The sequence below is a fragment of the Stenotrophomonas sp. GD03930 genome, assembly GCF_029839665.1.
GTDB lineage: Bacteria > Pseudomonadota > Gammaproteobacteria > Xanthomonadales > Xanthomonadaceae > Stenotrophomonas > Stenotrophomonas forensis.
On record NZ_JAOCAV010000001.1, the window covers coordinates 1,675,955 to 1,693,702 of the forward strand.

16 protein-coding genes and 1 pseudogene are annotated in these 17,748 nt (G+C 66.6%); 11 read left to right on the top strand and 6 right to left on the bottom strand.

Annotated elements, in window-relative coordinates; all coding sequences use genetic code 11:
* Positions 1 to 297: 297 nt before the first annotated feature.
* Positions 298 to 783, bottom strand: a complete 486-nt coding sequence (locus tag N5C18_RS07490; RefSeq protein ID WP_049456234.1) for an Mpo1-like protein — start codon at positions 781 to 783, stop codon at positions 298 to 300.
* Between the two features lie 220 nt (positions 784 to 1,003).
* Entirely contained in the window at positions 1,004 to 1,930 is a 927-nt protein-coding gene (locus tag N5C18_RS07495) for a phosphoribosylaminoimidazolesuccinocarboxamide synthase (protein ID WP_164241292.1), read from the bottom strand.
* Between the two features lie 144 nt (positions 1,931 to 2,074).
* Between N5C18_RS07495 and N5C18_RS07500 the strand changes: the two genes are divergently transcribed.
* The 5 genes from N5C18_RS07500 (at position 2,075) to N5C18_RS07520 (ending at position 5,456) form a co-directional block, all read left to right on the top strand.
* On the top strand, positions 2,075 to 2,404 hold the full coding sequence (locus tag N5C18_RS07500; protein WP_005411327.1) for a DnaJ domain-containing protein: 330 nt from the start codon (positions 2,075 to 2,077) through the stop codon (positions 2,402 to 2,404).
* Between the two features lie 30 nt (positions 2,405 to 2,434).
* Positions 2,435 to 3,109, top strand: coding sequence for a ribulose-phosphate 3-epimerase (rpe, locus tag N5C18_RS07505; protein ID WP_049456231.1), 675 nt, complete (start codon positions 2,435 to 2,437; stop codon positions 3,107 to 3,109).
* 59 nt (positions 3,110 to 3,168) lie between these two features.
* Positions 3,169 to 3,651, top strand: a complete 483-nt coding sequence (locus tag N5C18_RS07510; RefSeq protein ID WP_012481443.1) for a GNAT family N-acetyltransferase — start codon at positions 3,169 to 3,171, stop codon at positions 3,649 to 3,651.
* A gap of 215 nt (positions 3,652 to 3,866) precedes the next feature.
* Positions 3,867 to 5,069: an ISL3 family transposase gene (locus tag N5C18_RS07515; RefSeq protein ID WP_279944506.1), complete on the top strand. Its 1,203-nt coding sequence runs from the start codon at positions 3,867 to 3,869 to the stop codon at positions 5,067 to 5,069.
* Positions 5,070 to 5,234: 165 nt separating this feature from the next.
* Positions 5,235 to 5,456: a CsbD family protein gene (locus N5C18_RS07520; RefSeq protein WP_004153772.1), complete on the top strand. Its 222-nt coding sequence runs from the start codon at positions 5,235 to 5,237 to the stop codon at positions 5,454 to 5,456.
* An 86-nt stretch (positions 5,457 to 5,542) separates the two neighbouring features.
* On the opposite strand, the gene N5C18_RS07525 is transcribed toward N5C18_RS07520, so the two are convergent.
* Complete coding sequence (locus tag N5C18_RS07525) at positions 5,543 to 6,337, bottom strand: hypothetical protein (protein ID WP_164086493.1); 795 nt, start codon at positions 6,335 to 6,337, stop codon at positions 5,543 to 5,545.
* 108 nt (positions 6,338 to 6,445) lie between these two features.
* Between N5C18_RS07525 and N5C18_RS07530 the strand changes: the two genes are divergently transcribed.
* The 4 genes from N5C18_RS07530 (at position 6,446) to N5C18_RS07545 (ending at position 11,054) form a co-directional block, all read left to right on the top strand.
* Complete coding sequence (locus tag N5C18_RS07530) at positions 6,446 to 7,738, top strand: tryptophan--tRNA ligase (RefSeq protein WP_279944167.1); 1,293 nt, start codon at positions 6,446 to 6,448, stop codon at positions 7,736 to 7,738.
* A 166-nt stretch (positions 7,739 to 7,904) separates the two neighbouring features.
* Positions 7,905 to 8,207 carry a hypothetical protein gene (locus N5C18_RS07535; protein WP_008268518.1) on the top strand — a complete coding sequence of 101 codons (303 nt, stop codon included), beginning with the start codon at positions 7,905 to 7,907 and terminating at the stop codon, positions 8,205 to 8,207.
* A gap of 156 nt (positions 8,208 to 8,363) precedes the next feature.
* Positions 8,364 to 9,296 carry an MBL fold metallo-hydrolase gene (locus tag N5C18_RS07540; protein WP_279944168.1) on the top strand — a complete coding sequence of 311 codons (933 nt, stop codon included), beginning with the start codon at positions 8,364 to 8,366 and terminating at the stop codon, positions 9,294 to 9,296.
* 105 nt (positions 9,297 to 9,401) lie between these two features.
* On the top strand, positions 9,402 to 11,054 hold the full coding sequence (locus N5C18_RS07545; RefSeq protein WP_279944517.1) for a M28 family metallopeptidase: 1,653 nt from the start codon (positions 9,402 to 9,404) through the stop codon (positions 11,052 to 11,054).
* Between the two features lie 7 nt (positions 11,055 to 11,061).
* Here N5C18_RS07545 and N5C18_RS07550 read toward each other — a convergent pair.
* Both N5C18_RS07550 and N5C18_RS07555 read right to left on the bottom strand, forming a co-directional pair.
* Positions 11,062 to 11,352 (bottom strand): annotated as a pseudogene (locus N5C18_RS07550) (hypothetical protein); the annotation flags it as partial.
* A gap of 67 nt (positions 11,353 to 11,419) precedes the next feature.
* The gene (locus N5C18_RS07555; protein WP_008265793.1) at positions 11,420 to 12,754 is read right to left on the bottom strand and encodes an MFS transporter; all 1,335 of its coding nucleotides are present in this window, start codon (positions 12,752 to 12,754) and stop codon (positions 11,420 to 11,422) included.
* A 223-nt stretch (positions 12,755 to 12,977) separates the two neighbouring features.
* Here N5C18_RS07555 and yedA point away from each other — a divergent pair, with 223 nt between their 5' ends.
* Both yedA and rarD read left to right on the top strand, forming a co-directional pair.
* Positions 12,978 to 13,883: a drug/metabolite exporter YedA gene (gene yedA, locus N5C18_RS07560; RefSeq protein WP_279944169.1), complete on the top strand. Its 906-nt coding sequence runs from the start codon at positions 12,978 to 12,980 to the stop codon at positions 13,881 to 13,883.
* Complete coding sequence (rarD, locus tag N5C18_RS07565) at positions 13,880 to 14,779, top strand: EamA family transporter RarD (protein WP_279944170.1); 900 nt, start codon at positions 13,880 to 13,882, stop codon at positions 14,777 to 14,779. Before yedA ends, rarD begins: the two co-directional genes overlap by 4 nt.
* Before the next feature lie 120 nt (positions 14,780 to 14,899).
* On the opposite strand, the gene N5C18_RS07570 is transcribed toward rarD, so the two are convergent.
* The gene (locus N5C18_RS07570; protein ID WP_053509247.1) at positions 14,900 to 17,725 is read right to left on the bottom strand and encodes a TonB-dependent receptor; all 2,826 of its coding nucleotides are present in this window, start codon (positions 17,723 to 17,725) and stop codon (positions 14,900 to 14,902) included.
* Between the last annotated feature and the right edge of the window lie 23 nt (positions 17,726 to 17,748).

Genomic DNA, 17,748 nt, shown 5'->3' on the forward strand with positions numbered 1-17,748 from the left:
ATAACAGGCTGCGAAATGTCGCCGAAACCCATCGAACAGCGATCAATTGCATGTAACGTCCGCTGATTCATCTTTTTTGCGGCGCAGCATCACGTTCCTGCATCACCTCCCCGGTTGCCCTCGGGGGACACCCTACGCCCGCGCAGGGAGACCGCAGGCCCTGTCGCACAGGGGCTGCCGTCGACGGGCGGGACGTGGGGAGCGGTTCACCGGCGCAGGCTGGCAGGGCCGCCGTCGAGTGCGGGTGACGGAACCCGCCCGTTCAGGAAACGACGGCCGCTGTCGGCCGCCGGCACCTCAGTAGCGCCAGTCGAGCTTGCGGTAAGCCTTGGCCATCACCCAGGCCGGGCCGATCAGCAGGTAGGTCAGGTCGGTCAGGAAGCTGGGCTTGCGGCCCTCGAACTTGTGGCCGATGAACTGCGCGACCCACGCCACCACGAACACGCCCACCGCCAGCCAGAACAGGTTGTGCAGGCCGATCTCGGCCTCCAGCAGGCGGCACAGGCAGCCGAACACGAAGAACTGGATGAGCATGCCGATGCCCAGCGGGCGCGACAGCTTGTTGTAGAAGCACCAGGCGCTGAACATCGCGAACGCCGACCAGATGCCGTACTGGAACCAGGTAATCAGTGGCGGCAGGCACCACAGCAGGGCCACTACCGACCAGAGGATGGCCGGCACCGCCACCACATGGATGCGCTGGTTGATCACATTGCGGTGGTCGTCGGAGTAGCTGGCGAAGTAGCGGTCGATCGGCCGCGCAAGCTGGGTGGTGGTCTGCATGCTGCGTTGCTTCCTCGGACAACGGTAGTGCCGGCCGCTGGCCGGCAATCCAGAGCATAGCCGAGTTCGCGAGGTTGCCGGCCAGCGGCCAGCACTACCCCAGGCAACCGGCAGTAGAGCCAGGCCATGCCTGGCTGCAGGCTTGCGAGGTTGCCGGCCAGCGGCCGGCACTACCGCCTTCAGAACGCCCCCAGCCAGGCCGGCCGGGGGCGCAGGGGGATCAGTCGACGCTGATCCCGGCCAGGCGCTGCAGCGCCTCGGCGTACTTGGCGCGGGTGCGCTCGATGATCCCGGCCGGGATGCTCGGGCCCGGGGCGGTCTTGCCCCAGTCCAGCGTCTCCAGGTAATCACGCACGAACTGCTTGTCGTAGCTCGGCGGGCTGGTGCCCACTTCGTACTCGTCGGCCGGCCAGTAACGCGAGGAATCCGGGGTCAGCATCTCGTCCATGATGTACAGGCGGCCATCGGCATCGGTGCCGAATTCGAACTTGGTGTCGGCCAGGATGATGCCGCGCTCGCGGGCGTAATCGGCGGCGAACTTGTAGATGCGCAGGGTGGCATCACGCACGCGCTCGGCCAGGTCCGCACCCACCTGTTTCACCATCGCATCGAAATCGATGTTCTCGTCATGGTCGCCGACGGCGGCCTTGGTCGAGGGGGTGAAGATCGGCTCGGGCAGCTGCTCGGCCTGGCGCAGGCCGTCGGGCAGGTCGATGCCGCTGACCTTGCCGGTGCGCTGGTAGTCCTTCCAGCCGCTGCCGATCAGGTAGCCGCGGGCGATGGCTTCCACCGGCACCGGCTTCAGCTTGCGGGTGACCACCGCGCGCTTGGCATACAGGGCCGGGTCCACGCCCTCGGGCAGCACGCTGGCCACGTCGATGCCGGTCAGGTGGTTGGGCATCAGGTGCGCGGTCTTGGCGAACCAGAAGTTGGAGACCTGGCAGAGCATCTCGCCCTTGCCCGGGATCGGGTCGGGCAGCACCACGTCGAACGCCGACAGGCGATCGGTGGCCACCATCAGCAGGTACTCGCCCGGCGGGGTTCCGGCTGGCAGCCGCTCGCGCGGGATATCGAACACATCACGCACCTTGCCGCGATGGCGCAAGGGCAGGCCGGGGAGATCGGATTGCAACAGCGTGGTTGGCACGGGCACTCCTGGGGCGTTGTCGATACGGCTGCTGCCCAACGGACCCGGCGGGCCCGCTGACCAGCGGGCGGCCTAGTGTAAAGCGGTCCGGGCCCGCTGTGACGTAAAATGAGCGTCCATTTCGTCGGTCGACCCCGGAGCGCCATGCGCTGGTACGGAAAACTGCTCGGATTCATCGCCGGCGCCCTGCTGTTCCGGCCCAATCCGCTGTTTGGCGCGGTGGTCGGCCTGTTGATCGGCCACGCCTTCGATTCGGACTGGTTCCGCCTGAACAAGGAGAACCCGTACCGGGAGCTGGGGCTGACCTCGGAGGCCACCGATGCAGAGGTCGAGCGCGCCTATCGCAAGCTGATCTCCCAGTACCACCCCGACAAGCTTGGCGGCGCCGCCCCCGAGCTGCAGCAGCAGGCCGAGCAGAAGTCGCGGCGGATCAATGCCGCGTACGACCGCATCAAGACCCTGCGCAAGCGCTGACCCTCTTTCCCCTCGTTGCAAGGCCCGGCCATGTCCAACTGCCTCATTGCCCCGTCCATCCTGTCCGCCAACTTCGCTCGCCTCGGCGAGGAAGTCGACAACGTCCTCGCCGCCGGCGCCGACTGGGTCCACTTCGACGTGATGGACAACCACTACGTGCCGAACCTGACCATCGGCCCGATGGTCTGCCAGGCCCTGCGCAAGCACGGCGTGACCGCGCCGATCGACGTGCACCTGATGGTCGAGCCGGTGGACCGCATCATTCCGGATTTCGCCGAGGCCGGTGCCACCTACATCAGCTTCCATCCGGAGGCCAGCCGCCACGTGCATCGCACCATCCAGCTGATCCGCTCGCTGGGCTGCAAGCCGGGCATCGTGCTCAATCCGGCCACGCCGGTGGACATCCTCGACTGGGTGCTGGATGACCTGGACCTGGTGCTGCTGATGTCGGTCAACCCGGGCTTCGGCGGCCAGGCCTTCATCCCCTCGGCGCTGGACAAGCTGCGCGTGGTGCGCAGGATGATCGATGCCAGTGGCAAGGACATCCGCCTGGAGATCGACGGCGGCGTGAAGGCCGACAACATCGGCGAGATCGCCGCCGCCGGCGCCGACACCTTCGTCGCCGGTTCGGCCATCTTCAATGCCAAGACCAGTTACCAGGATGTGATCGCGCAGATGCGCGCGAATGTCGCTGCAGCGCGCTGACAAAAAGGGGACGGAGGGGATTAAGCTCGCTTAATTCCCTCCGTCCCCTTTTTCCGCTCATGGCACTGTTGAACATCCGCCCGGCCACCGTGGCCGATGCCGGCCTGATCCTGCATTTCATCCGCGAACTGGCGATCTACGAGAAGGCCGAGCATTCGGTGCAGACCGATGAGATCGGCATCGCCGAGAGCCTGTTCGGTGCCGACGCTACGGCACGCGCGCTGATCTGCGAAGCCGACGGCGAAGCGATCGGCTACGCGGTGTATTTCTACAATTACTCCACCTGGCTGGGCCGCAAGGGCATCTACCTGGAAGACCTGTACGTCAGCCAGGAAAAGCGCGGCGTCGGCGCCGGCAAGGCGCTGCTGAAGTACATCGCGCGCCAGGCGGTGGCCGAAGGCTGCGGGCGCTTCGAATGGTCGGTGCTGGACTGGAACACCCCGGCCATCGAGTTCTATACCGCTGCCGGCGCCAAGCCACAGGACGAGTGGACCGTGTACCGGCTGCAGGGCCAGGCGCTGCACGATTTCGCCAACGGTTGAGGCTCGTGGAGGCAAACCCCAGTTGGGTGGGTGCGGACCCCAGTTGGGTGGGTGCGAACCGCAACCCGGTGGGTGCGAACCTTGGTTCGCACTCCCTGTGAACTCCCAAAAAAAAAGGTTCTTCTCCCATCTGAGGGGAGAGGCTCACGGCCGACCCGCTAGATTGTGGTTGTCGAGACTACAAACTGGGGCCGGCCGTGGCCAAGCTGGATTGTATGCCGTTGTTGGGGGCCTGGGCGGGGTATCGCCTGGATGATTGGCGACGCGAAGTCCGTGATGGAGTCTCGTGGCTGGTGCTTTCGCTGTTCCCCGATGGACGCCGTAGGCGCCGCTGCAGCGGCTGCTCCAAGTGGGTCACCTCCATCCACGACCAGGTGATCCGGCGTGTCCGTGATCTGCCTGTGTTCGATGAGCCGGTCGAGCTGGAGGTGCAGCGGCAGCGCGTGGCCTGCCCTCGTTGTGGGCCGAGGCTGGAGCATCTGGACTGGCTGGATCGGCACAGCCGGGTCACGCAACGACTGGCAAAGAGCGTTGCACGGATGTGTGCTACTACCTCGATCCATGCCACGGCAAAGTGGCATGGTCTGAACTGGAAAACCGTCAAGGCGCTTGATTTCAGGCACTTGCAGCAGACGCTGGGACCGGTGGACCTTTCCGGAGTCCGTATTCTTGCAATGGACGAATTTGCGATCCAGAAGGGCCATCGCTACGCCACGGTGATAGTAGAGCCGTCCCGCAAACGCGTGCTGTGGGTTGGGCGAGGTCGTAGCCGGGCTGATATCCGCCCCTTTTTCGAGTTGCTGGGCCAGGAGGGCTGCGAGCGCATCCAAGCGGTCGCCATGGACATGAACTCGGCATTCGATCTGGAAGTGAAGGCCCAATGCCCGAACGCCGAAGTGGTCTATGACCTGTTCCATGTGGTGGCCAAATACGGGCGGGAGGTCATTGACCGGATCCGCGTGAATGAGGCCAACAGGCTGCGCCACGACAAGCCTGCCCGGCGCGTGGTGAAGACCTCGCGCTGGCTCCTGCTACGTAACCGACAGAATGTCCCGGGCGATCAGCGCATCAAGCTCAAGGAATTGCTGGAGGCAAACAAAGCCCTGCTGACGACCTATCTGCTCAAAGACGACTTGAAGCAGCTCTGGCGCTACCGCAGCCAAGCGTGGGCAGAAAAAGCATGGAAGAGCTGGCGACAGCGCGCTCTGCGCAGTCGCCTTGAGCCCCTGAGGGCCTTTGTCCATCGCCTGCAGCCCTATCTGCCAGGCATTATGGCCCACTGCCGATGGCCGCTGGGGACGAACCTGGTCGAGGGGGTCAACAACAAGATCAAGGTCATCAAGCGCGTAGCCTACGGATACCGGGACGATGCCTACTTCTTCCTCAAGATCCGCGCAGCCTTCCCCGGAGTTGGGTGAAGAACCTTTTTTTTGTGCGTGCTTTCTGCTGCACGGCTGTGCAAGCGGAGTGAACCATTCAAGCAGGTGAGCATGTATTTCATTGCGGGTTGACCGGCATTCAACAGCCGATGCGCGAAGCTGGAGCCACGGTAAGAACGCCGTTGCAACCAAGGACTCCCAGCAATGAACAAAGACATCATTTCCGGCAAGTGGTCGCAGCTGAAGGGCAAGGCCCAGGCCAAGTGGGGCGATCTGACCAACGACGATTTCGATGTGGCCGAGGGCAATGCCGAATACCTGGCGGGCCGCCTGCAGGAACGTTATGGCTGGGCCAAGGACCGCGCTGAGAAGGAAGTCCGTGAGTTCCAGGATGCGGTGAGCAAGGACTATCCGGACTACAAGTAAGCACCACGGTTTCCCCCACACGTTTCCCCCACAACACGACGCCCGCACCGTGAGGTTGCGGGCGTTGTGCTATCTGGACGTGGCGATCAGCGTGCCGGCGGGTCCGGCACGTAGCGGTTGGGGAAGGCCTGCGGTTCACGCGGCAGGCGCGAGGGCGAATCCACCAGGATGCCGCGTGCACGCAGGTTGCGCGCGCTGTCGTAGCGCAGCTGCAGCACCTGGGCCGGGCTGCGGCTGGCGCGTTCGAAGTCGGTGTCGCGCACCGACGACTGTTCGCGTGCGCCGTGGCCGGTGCCCAGTGCCGGCGCCTGCGACTTGCTGGCATAACCCTCGATGCGGCTGGCGCTGGCATCGGCGGCGGCTTCGGCCGCCGGGGCCGGTGCGGGCAGGCTGCGGCGCAGGATCGGCTCGGGGCGCCAGCGACGCGCTTCCTCGAACACGGCCACGCCCACCACGCCGATGTTGTCCGGGCGGCCGGTGCGGCTGGCATAACTGCCGCTGGGGCTGCTGAACACGAACTGCGCCACTTCATCCTGGCTCTTGCGCCAGCCGGTGATGTCGGCGCGCTGGCCGGGGTTGAGCACGTAGCCGGTCTGCGAGGGATCGGCATCTTCGCCGGAAATGGCGTTGATGCCGTCCACCGACAGCACCACCAGCACCCGCCGCGGACTGTCGTTGTACAGGCGCACGGCGTAGCGATGGCCACGCTCGCCGGCCACCCAGCGCTGGCCTTCGGCGGGGTAGCTGCGCAGTTCGGTGCCGCGGTCGCGGTCAACCAGGGCCATGCGCACCGGGCCGCCCTGGTAGGCCGGCGGCGGGGGCGGGGCCGGGCGGAAGCCGGCCAGGGGCAGGATCAGCAGCAGGGGCAGCAGGCGTTTCATCGGGCGTCTCCAGCGGGGTTGCGTGAATGAACGCGCCGCGGGCCCTGACGGGGTTGGCGGCGTGCAAGGTAAACTGGCCCCGTTCATCGAAGATTACCCCACGCAGTCATGACGACCCGAGTCCTTACCGGCATCACCCCCTCCGGCACGCCCCATCTGGGCAACTACGTTGGCGCCATCCGTCCGGCGATCGCCGCCAGCCGTGCCCCGGGGATCGAGAGCTTCTTCTTCCTGGCCGACCTGCACAGCCTGATCAAGTCGCAGGACCCGCAGCGCACCCAGCGCGCGACCCTGGAGATCGCGGCCAGCTGGCTGGCCTGCGGCCTAGACCCGGAACACGTGTGGTTCTACCGCCAGAGCGACATCCGCGAGACCACCGAGCTGATGTGGTTCCTGACCGCCATCGCCAGCAAGGGCATCCTCAACCGCGCGCATGCCTACAAGGCGGCGGTGGACAAGAACCGCGAGGAAGGCGTGGACGAGGATGCAGGCGTCAGCGCCGGCCTGTTCATGTACCCGGTGCTGATGGCTGCCGACATCCTGATCTTCAAGGCCAACCAGGTGCCGGTGGGCCGCGACCAGATCCAGCACATCGAAATGGCGCGCGACTTCGCCCAGCGCTTCAACCACGTGTACGGCAAGGAGTACTTCCCGCTGCCGGACGTGGTGATCGACGAGCAGGTGGCAACGCTGGCCGGCCTCGACGGCCGCAAGATGAGCAAGAGCTACCACAACACCATTCCGCTGTTCGTGCCGCGCGAGGAGCTGAAGAAGCTGGTGTTCTCGATCCTGACCGACTCGCGCGCACCGGGCGAGCCGAAGGACACCGAGGGCTCTGCGCTGTTCCAGATGTACCAGGCGTTCGCCACCCCGGAGCAGACCGCCAAATTCGCCAAGGCGTTCGCCGCCGGCATCAGCTGGGGCGATGCCAAGCAGCAGCTGTTCGAGCGCATCGACAGCGAGCTTTCGCCGCTGCGCGAGCGCTACAACGCGCTGATGGCCGAGCCGGAAAAGATTGAAGCGCTGCTCAAGCGCCGTGGCCAGCAGCTGCGCGAGCAGCTGGCAGCGCCGCTGCTGGACGAGCTGCGCCATGCGGTGGGCCTGCGCGACCTGTCCAGCGCCGGCGACATCGCCAGCGAAGATGCCGGCGTGGCCCGCGTGGCACCGCCGCTGTTCAAGCAGTACCGCGAGAAGGACGGCCGCTTCTACTTCAAGCTGACGGCCGGTGACGGCACGCTGCTGATCCAGAGCGAAGGCTTCGATTCGCCGCGCGATGCGGGCCAGCTGATCGCGGTGATCAAGCAGGCCGAGCAGGGCGACCAGCTGCAGAGCGAGCTGTTCAAGCTGGAAGCCGAGGTGGATGCGGTGCTGGCTGCCCTGGCGGCGCTGCGCGAAGAATAAGGGTAGTGCCGGCCGCTGGCCGGCAACTGCATAGGACACGCCGGCCAGCGGCCGGCACTACCACGGCGTTTGCATAGGCAATGCCGGCCAGCGGCCGGCACTACCGTGGCACAGCGCCCATGGCATGATGTCCGCGCGCCTCCGGCGCGATGACATGGAGTCTGCAATGGCCTGGTTGTCGCTGCTGCTGTTCCTGCCCTGGTTCCTGCTGCTGGGCAGCCTGTACTGGCTGTTCCCGCGCCAGCCGCGTACCCCGCGGCGGCGCCTGTTCGATGGCATCACCCTGCTGCTGGCCTTCGCGCTGAGCATCCTGTCGATGCTGTGGGGCTATCGCATTGGCATGGCACAGCCCGGCGCCGGCCCGATCTGGCCGCAGGTGCTGGCGGTGCTGTACGCCTACGGCGCGTTCCTGGCGGTGCTGGTAATGGCCCTGTTGCTGCGGCCGCGGTTCGCATTGCGCTGCGGCTGATCGGTAGTGCCGGCCGCTGGCCGGCACCTGCATTCACCAGGCTACCCCGAGGTTGCCGGCCAGCGGCCGGCACTACCCGACCAAAGCCGCATCGAACCCGGGCCGCGTGAGCGCCTACCATGGGATTCTGTTCCCGTTCCTGCCAGGTGCGTGCCGATGACCGCCGACCCCAGCATCCACACCATCGATACCGGCTTCCAGCGTCCGGATTTCGACGCGGCCTATCTGATCGTTGAAAACGGCCGCGCCGCGTTCGTCGACTGCGGCACCGGCCTGTCGGTGCCGGCGATGCTGCAGGCGCTGGCGGACGCCGGCCTGGGCGTGGAAGCGGTGGACTGGCTGCTGCTCACCCACGTGCATCTTGACCACGCCGGAGGCGCCGGCCTGCTGATGCAGCAGCTGCCGAACGCCAGGGCGGTACTGCACCCGCGTGGTGCGCCGCACATGATCGACCCGACCCGGCTGATTGCCGGTGCCACGGCGGTGTACGGTGCCGAGGAAATCGCGCGCAGCTACGGCCGCATCGAGGCGATTCCGGAGACGCGCGTGGTGCTGGCCGAAGACGGGCACCGCATCGATCTGGCCGGGCGTGAGCTGCTGCTGTTGCATACGCCCGGGCATGCGCTGCACCACTACTGCGTGTGGGACGCGCGCAGCCGCAGCTGGTTCACCGGTGATACGTTCGGCATCTCCTACCGCGAGCTGGACAGCGCGCAGGGCGCTTTCATCTTCCCCACCTCGTCGCCGGTGCAGTTCGATCCGGAGGCGATGAAGGCCTCGATCCGGCGCATGCTCGACTACGCGCCGCAGGCGATGTACCTGACCCACTATGGTCGCGTCGAGCAGGTGCAGAAGCTGGCCGACGACCTGTTCGAACAGATCGATGCGATGGCCACCATCGGCCGCCAGTGCGATGGCCGGCCCGATCGCCATCGCTGCCTGCTGGCCGCGCTGCAGGCGCTGTACCTGGAGCGCGCGCAGCAGCATGGTTGCGCGCTGGACGAGGCCGCGGTGACGGCCGTGCTGGCGATGGACATCGAGCTCAACGCACAGGGCCTGGCCTGCTGGCTGGACCGCGTCCGCAGGTAGATCCACGCCACGCGTGGATGAGGCGAGCCGACGCTGCACCGCGACGTCATGACCACGTTACACTCTGGTGACTTCCAAGCCTGCCGTGGTATTGCCGTGAATCCGATGCGCGTGTTGCTGCTGTCGTCCTGCCTGTTCGTGGGTGGCCTGGCCCAGGCGGCCAATGACCTGCCCGGCGGCGGCATCGATCCGCAGGCACTGTCGCGCCATGTGCGCGTGCTGGCATCGGATGAATTCGAGGGCCGCGCGCCGGCCACCGAAGGCGAAGAGCGCACGGTGCAGTACCTGATCGAGCAGTTCCGCAGCTACGGCCTGCAGCCGGGCGGCGTGGACGGCAGCTGGGTGCAGCCGGTGCCGCTGGTCCGTGCGCAGCTGGACGGCGCTGCCAAGGCCAGCCTGTCGCTGAAGGGTGGCACGCGTGCACTGGTGAACGGCGAGGACGTGACCCTGCAGAGCCTGCAGCCGCGCAAGCGCGTGCAGATCAAGGATGCGCCGCTGGTGTTCGTCGGCTATGGCATCGACGCGCCGGAACGCCACTGGAACGACTACAAGGACGTGGACCTGCACGGCAAGATCGCCGTGGTGCTGATCAACGATGCCGATTTCGAGGCCGATGCGCCGGGTGCGTTCGATGGCAAGGCGGTGACCTACTACGGCCGCTGGACCTACAAGTTCGAGGAAGCTGCACGCCGTGGCGCCGAAGGCGTGCTGATCGTGCACGAGACCGCGCCGGCCGCCTACGGCTGGGCCACGGTGAAGAGCTCGGGCACCTCGCCGCTGTTCGACATCGAGCGCGGCCAGGCCGAGGCGATGGCCCAGCACACGCCGCTGCGTGGCTGGATGCAGCGCGAACTGGCCGAGGCGATCTTCGCCGACGCCGGTCTCGATTTCGATGCCGAGAAGCGCAAGGCGATGCGCGCCGACTTCCGCCCGGTGGCGCTGGACAACGCAACGCTGAGCGTGGATTTCGCGCTCAAGCGCGAGCAGGTGGTGACCCGCAACGTGGTGGCCAAGCTGCCCGGCGGCGAGCACGGCGACGAGGCGGTGATCTTCTCGGCGCATTGGGATGCCTTCGGCATCGGCCAGCCCGATGCCAAGGGCGACCGCATCCGCCGCGGTGCGATCGACAACGCCACGGGTGTGGCCACGGTGCTGGAACTGGGCCGCGTGTTCGCCGCCGGCCCGCAGCCGCAGCGCACGCTGTACTTCGTGGCGCTGACTGCCGAAGAGAAGGGCCTGCTGGGCGCCAGCTACTACGCCGCGCATCCGCTGGCGCCGCTGGACAAGACCGCCGCGGTGCTGAACATCGAGATGTTCAGCCCGGACGGCCCGACCCGTGACATCGCCTCGTGGGGCAAGGGCCGGGTGTCGCTGGAAGGCGACCTGGAGCGCGTGGCCAAGGCCCGCGGCCGCAGTTACAGCCCGGACCCGAACCTGGAGGCGGGCTTCTTCTACCGCGCCGACCACTTCGCCTTCGCCCGCCTGGGCGTGCCGGCAATCACCATCGGCCCGGGCCTGGACAAGCTGGACGGTGGAGTGGAAGCCGGCCGCGCGCTGCGCGAGAAGTACTTCGCCGACTGCTACCACCAGGCCTGCGATGCCTGGACCCCGAGCTGGGACCCGAGTGGCCACGCCGCCGATACCCTGTTGGTCTACGACCTGGGCGCCGAGCTGGCCAACAGCCGCCGTTGGCCGACCTGGGAAAAGGAATCGGAGTTCCGCGGCGCGCGCGACAAGAGCGAAGCCGCCCGCCGCTGAGGTAGTGCCGGCGCAGCAGCTTCCATGCGCCCCAGCCACTGACGGCGAGTGCGGCCAGATAACACGCCACCATCGTGCGCAAACCAACCGGCGACCCTGCATTGATGCCGCGATGCAGGCGCAGCTGCAGTGAGCTGTGGCCGCTGCCCAGGTCTACCGCCAGCTGCAACGCCAGCGCGGCACAGAACACCAGCAGGGCAATCCCGAAGCCGATGCGCGGCCACGCTGCCTGCGCGCCGGGACGGCGCAGCAGCCAGGCCACTGCCGTGGCTGCGGCCAGCGCCGCCGCGATCCACATCAGTGGCGAGGCGGCAGACGCAGCGGCCACCGGCATTGCACCGGTGGCCGCGATCACTACAGCACCCTTACTTGCGGGTGCCGTCGAGCCAGTTCGGGCCCTTGTTGGTGAGGAAGAACACATAGACCACCAACGATACCGCGATCGTCGCGGTGACATAGATGGCGAACCAGTCGACGTGGCCGGTCTTCAGCGCGCCCTGGTACAGCAGCGGGGCGGTACCGCCGAACAGCGAGTTGGCCAGTGCATAGCCCAGGCCCACGCCCAGTGCACGCACGTGGGTGGGGAACAGTTCGGCCTTCACCACCGCGTTGATCGAGGTGTAGCCGGTGAGGATGACGAAGGCCATGGCCAGGGTCAGGAAGGCCAGGGTGGCGTCATGCTGGTGCGGCAGCTGGGTGATCAGGTACCAGCTGTACAGCACGCCGCCCACGCCGAAGAACACCAGCAGGGTCTTGCGGCCGATGATGTCCGACAGCCAGCCACCGACCGGCTGCAGCACCATCAGGAACGTCAGCACACCCAGGTTGATCAGGGTGCCGGTCATCGGGTCGTTGCCGGCGAATGCGCTCTGGATCATCTTCGGGCCGTTCACCGAGTAGGTGTAGAAGGCCACGGTGCCACCGGCGGTGATCAGGAAGCACAGCAGCAGCGGCCGCCACTGGTGCACGAACAGTTCGTACATCGAGCCGGACTTCTGTGCCTTGCCTTCGCGTGCGGCCTCGATGGACGACTCCGACAGCGACTCGTCCATGCCCCGGCGCAGCCAGAACACCACCACCGCGGCGATGCCGCCGATGCCGAAGGCGATGCGCCAGCCCCACTCGGAGATTTCCGGCTTGCCCCAGAAGGTCAGCATCAGCAGCAGGGTCAGCTGGGCCAGCACATGGCCACCGACCAGGGTGACGTAGTGGAACGAGGACAGGAAACCGCGGCGGCCGGGAATGGCGGCCTCGGACATGTAGGTGGCACTGGCACCGTACTCGCCGCCGGTAGCGAAGCCCTGCAGCAGGCGCGCGAACAGCAGGATGACCGCCGCCCAGATGCCGATGCTGGCCGCGGTGGGCGTGATGGCGATGAGGAAGGAACAGACGGCCATCAGGGTGACCGACACGGTCAACGCCAGGCGGCGGCCGTGGCGGTCGGCGAAGCGGCCGAAGAACCAGGCGCCGATCGGGCGCATCAGGAACGTGGCGGCGAAGATCGCCCACACGTACATGGTGGAGTTCTTGTCGTCCGGCGAGAAGAACTGCGATTCGAAGTACACGGCGAACACCGAGTACACGTAGACGTCGTACCACTCCACCAGGTTGCCGGCAGAGCCTTTGAGGGTGTTGGAGATCGACCGCCGCAGGGCGGCGCGGTCGTTCGCGGGAACAGCAGGTTGGGACGTGGTGCTCATCTGGGTGGGAATCCTCGATGCGGCGCGTCCGTGCGCAGGGAAAACGGCGCCCGGCCTTGGGGCGGCGCGGCCGGGCAGCCCTCTTGGTACTGCATCGACCGTCAACACGGGGTAGCAGACCAGAGCAGGGTGCATGGATGGATGACAGCGTGCCATCGTCCGGGGTCCCGGACCATACTCAAAACGTCCTAGAATCCGCCTTCCCCCGGCTCCCTGGTGCGTCATGTCGGCTCCCCCCTCTCCGTCTGCGGCTGCCCCCCGGGGTGGCCTTGTCGCGCTGGCACTGCTGCTGGTCTACGTGGTCTGGGGCTCGACCTACCTGGGCATCGCCAAGGCCCTGCACGGCGGCGCGCTGCCGCTGACGATGGTCTCCGGCAGCCGCTTCATCATTGCCGGCGGGGTGATGTACCTGGCGCTGCGCCTGTTCTGGAAGCTGCCCAAGCCGACCCTGCGGCAGTGGCGCAACCTGGTCATCATGGGCGTGACCATGCTGGTGCTGGGCAATGGCATGGTGGTGCTGGCCGAGCGCGAGGTGTCCTCGGGCCTGGCGGCCACGGCGGTGGCCTCGGTGCCGCTGTGGATGGCGCTGTTCTCGGCGCTGCGCGGCCAGCATGCCAGCCGCGGCGAGTGGCTGGGTATCGCCATCGGCTTCCTGGGCGTGGTCTGGCTCAATGCCGGCAGCAGCCTGACCGCATCGCCAACCGGGCTGGTGCTGCTGCTGATCGCACCGGTCGGCTGGGCGTTCGGTTCGGTGTGGGCGCGCGGCCTGGACCTGCCGGGCCCGTTCATGACCGCGGCCGGGCAGATGATCTGCGGCGGCGTGCTGCTGGTGCTGATCGGCCTGGCGGTGGGCGAGCGCCCGACCACCTTGCCCGACACCAGCGGCCTGCTGGCGATGGCCTACCTGTGCGTGTTCGGTTCCATCGTCGCGTTCACCGCCTACGTATGGCTGCTGCAGAACGTGCGCCCGGCGCTCGCCGGCAGCTATGCGTACGTCAATCCGGTGATCGCGGTGCTGCTGGGCGCGCTGCTCAACGGTGAACGGTTCGGCTGGCGTGACCTGCTCGCCATGGCGGTGATTCTTCTGGGTGTGGTGGTGTTGACGATGGCAAGGACGCGAAAGCAATGAGCATGGACGAGAAAGAACAACGCCGGGGCCTGCTGGTCACCGCGTCCACCTTCGTGGTCTGGGGCCTGGTGCCGGTGTACTGGCACCTGCTCAACGAAGTGCCTTCGTTCCAGATCATTGCCCACCGCATCATCTGGAGCACGGTGATGGTGCTGGGCTGGCTGCTGATCAGCTCGCGCCTGGGCTGGTGGAAGAAGATTGCGGCGCAGCCACGCGCGCTGCCGATCCTGCTGGTATCGAGCCTGACCATCGCCTTCAACTGGGGCCTGTACATCTGGGCGGTCAATGCCGGGCATGTGATCGAGACCAGCCTGGGCTACTTCATCAATCCGCTGGTGAACGTGCTGCTGGGCGTGCTGGTACTGAAGGAACGCCTGCGCCGCCTGCAGTGGGTGGCGGTGGCGATGGCGGCAGTGGGCGTGGCATGGCTGACCATCGATGCCGGCACGCCGCCGTGGATCGCGCTGGGCCTGGCCTGTTCGTTCGGGCTGTACGGGCTGTTGCGCAAGCTGGTCTCGGTCGACCCGGTGGCTGGCCTGGGCGTGGAGAGCCTGTACCTGTTCCTGCCGGCGCTGGCGTTCGCGATCTGGGCCGAGAACGGTCATGGCGGTGCCTTCTTCCATGGCTGGGGCTGGCGCAACGACCTGCTGCTGATCTTCGGCGGCGCGGTCACCGCGGTACCGCTGATCGGCTTTGCCTACGGCGTGAAGCGCATCCCGCTGTCGCTGGTCGGCATCCTGCAGTACATCGCGCCGAGCCTGCAGCTGCTGCTGGGCGTGTTCTTCTTCCACGAAGGATTCGATACCGGCAAGGCGATCGGTTTTGCGGCGATCTGGGCCGGCCTGGTGCTGTTTGTCGGCGACAACATCCGCACGATGCGCGCTGCGAAACGATAACGCCGGGCCAGGCCCGGCGAACACGATGCAGGAAAAAGAACGGCGCCCCGAAGGGCGCCGTTCTGCTTCCATCCACCGCCAGGAGAGAGAGATGGCGGTGGCGGGAACGCGGTTGCAGGCTTAGAAGCGCTGCTGGTACTTCATGTACATGAAGCGGCCGATGTCGAAGCCACCGTAGTAGGTGAAGCTGCTGTTCGGCTGGCTGTACATGGTCGGACCCTGGTGGTTGAACACGTTGTTCACGCCCAGCGACACGGTGCCATCCCACGGCAGGCTGTAACGCACCTGCAGGTCGTGGAAGGTGTTGGAGCCCACCTTGTTGGTCGGCGAGGTGCTGGTGTACGGCGAGTTGAAGTCCGGCAGGTTGCACTCGTCCATGTACGAGCACTTCTCCTTCATGCTGGAGTAGTAGCGCGCGGTCCAGCCGATGCCGAAGTCGCCGTACTGCCAATCCAGGTTGAAGGTGGAGCGCACGCGGAAGTCGCCGCCCCAACCCGTACGCTGTTCCACCGGAGTGGTGACGGCGTTGTCGTTGCGCTGCTCCAGGTAGTCGGTGTAGGTGGTGTTCCAGTTGATGGCGAACTTGCCAAACGTGGTGTCCGGCAGGCGGTAGCGCAGGTTGATGTCATAGCCGGCGGTCTCGCGGAAACCGGCGTTGACCAGCGAGCGGTCCAGGCTGTTGACCTGGCCGTTGCTGCCACGGGTGAAGCGGCCGCAGGCGGCGTCCGAACCCTGCACGTAGCACTGTTCCAGCAGGTTGGTGGCCGACTCGCCGACGATGGCGTTGTTGATGCGGATCTTCCACCAGTCCAGGCTGACGTCCAGGCCTGGCACGAAGTCCGGGCTGTACACCAGGCCCACGGTCCAGGTCTTGGCGGTTTCCGGCTTCAGTTCCGGGTTGGAACCGGAGCTGAAATCGGTGGTGGCCTGCTGGCCGGGCTTGGTGGCCACGCTGCCATCGCTGTTGAGCTGGCGGAAGTTGGCCGGCACCTTCAGCGCCTGGCAGCGGGCGGCGACGGCGGCGCTGGTGGCGGCGGTACCGAAGGAGGTATCGCACGGATCGGTGAACGCGTCACGGCTGCTGACGGTGCCACCGTACAGGTCGTCCACGGTCGGCGCACGGAAGCCGGTGCCGTAGGTGGCGCGCACCAGCAGGCTGTCGATCGGCTTCCACTTCAGCCCGAACTTGCTGTTGGTGGTCGAACCGAAGTTGTTGTAATCCGAGTAGCGACCAGCCACGTCCAGCGACAGTTCACGCGCGAACGGCAGGTCGGCCAGCAGCGGCACCTGCAGCTCCAGGTAGACCTCGTTGAGCGAGTAGTTGCCACGGGTCGGCTGGCCACTGGTGCCGGCGATCTCGCCCTTCTGCACCTTCGCATCCGGGGTGTAGCTGGCTTCTTCGCTGCGGTGTTCGACGCCCAGCGCGGCCAGGATGTCGCCGGCCGGCAGGGTGAACAGCGAGCCGGAGATGTTGCCGCTGGCGACCTTGGTGGTGCTCTGCATCTTGTCGACGAAGCGGGTGAACAGGTAGTCCTGCACGTCCTGGTTGCTCAGCGAGCCCGGGCCGGTGTAGCCCATCGGCGCTGCCGGGTTCCACGGCACGCAGCCGGCGATCACCGCGCCCGGCGTACCGCAGCGGGCCACGTCGCCATCCATGAAGGACGGGCCGACGGCCAGGTTGACGTGCGGCTGGTACATGCTGCCGGTACCGATGCGCTCGCCTTCATTGCGGTTGTACATGTAGCTGACGTTCCAGTCCCAGTACCGCGAACCGGTTTCGAAGCTGCCTTCCAGGCCGATGCTGGCGCGCTTGGTTTCCAGATTGTTCTCGGTGCCGCGCGGCAGTTCCTCGGTGCGGTGTGCGAACAGCACATCCTGGCCCCACAGGTTGAATGCGCTGTCCTTGGACAGCGCGGCGCGGCTGCCGCTGCGTGCCTGCGCGGCGCTCACCGAGTACGGGTAACCGGCCAGGTGCTTGATCGACTCGCGCTTGCTGTACAGGGCGTCGGCGACGATGCGCAGGTCGTCGGTGATGGAGAAGCCACCGTTGGCGAACACCGAGGTGCGCTCCAGGCCGGTCTGCAGGCTCATGTTCGACTTGGTGTTGGCACCGTCGGCCGGGTCCGGCGCGTGGAAGTTGCCCGCCTTGCTGGGGTCGCCGCCCGGGCCCACGGTCAGGTTCTTGCCACCCACGGTGACGTAGCCCCACGGGGTGTTGCCGTTCAGGCCATCATTGGGGTGGCGCGGGCCGTTCGGGTAACGGCTGAACTCGCGATCCTTGCCCAGCACCTCGTCTTCCTTGGTGCGCTCGGCGCCGACGCTGAACCAGCCGCGGTCGAAGGTCTTGCCGAAGGTGGCGCTGTAGGAGCGCTTCTGGCCGTCGCCTTCGCCGTACTGGCCGACGTAGGCACTGGCCTGGCCGCCATCGAAGTTCCTGCGGGTAATGATGTTGACCACACCGGCGATGGCATCGGAGCCGTACAGTGCGGAGGCACCGTCGGTCAGCACTTCAACGCGCTCGACAATCGCCGACGGGATCGAGGCCAGGTCGGAATAACCGCCGGCGCTGACGCCCATGCGGCGGCCGTCGATCAGCACCAGGCTGCGTTCCGGGCCCAGGTTGCGCAGGCTGACATACATGCCGCCGAAGTCGCGCGAGGAGGTCAGCGACGAGGCGCGGCTCATGCTGGGCGCGCCTGCTGCAGGAATGTCCTGCAGGATGTCGGCGACGTTGACGTAGCCCTTCTTGTCGATCTCGGCGCGGCTGAGCGCGATCACCGGCTGTGCGGTTTCGACACTGGCCTGGCGGATGCGCGAGCCGGTGATTTCGATGCGGTCGAGGTTGGTGGTGGTATCGCCGGCGCTCTGCGCAAAGGCGGGGGTGGTGCAGCTGGCGGCCAGCGCGATCACGATCGCGTTGCGCAGCGGAGTGGTTTTCAGGGACATCCGTGACATCTCGTGTTTCAGGA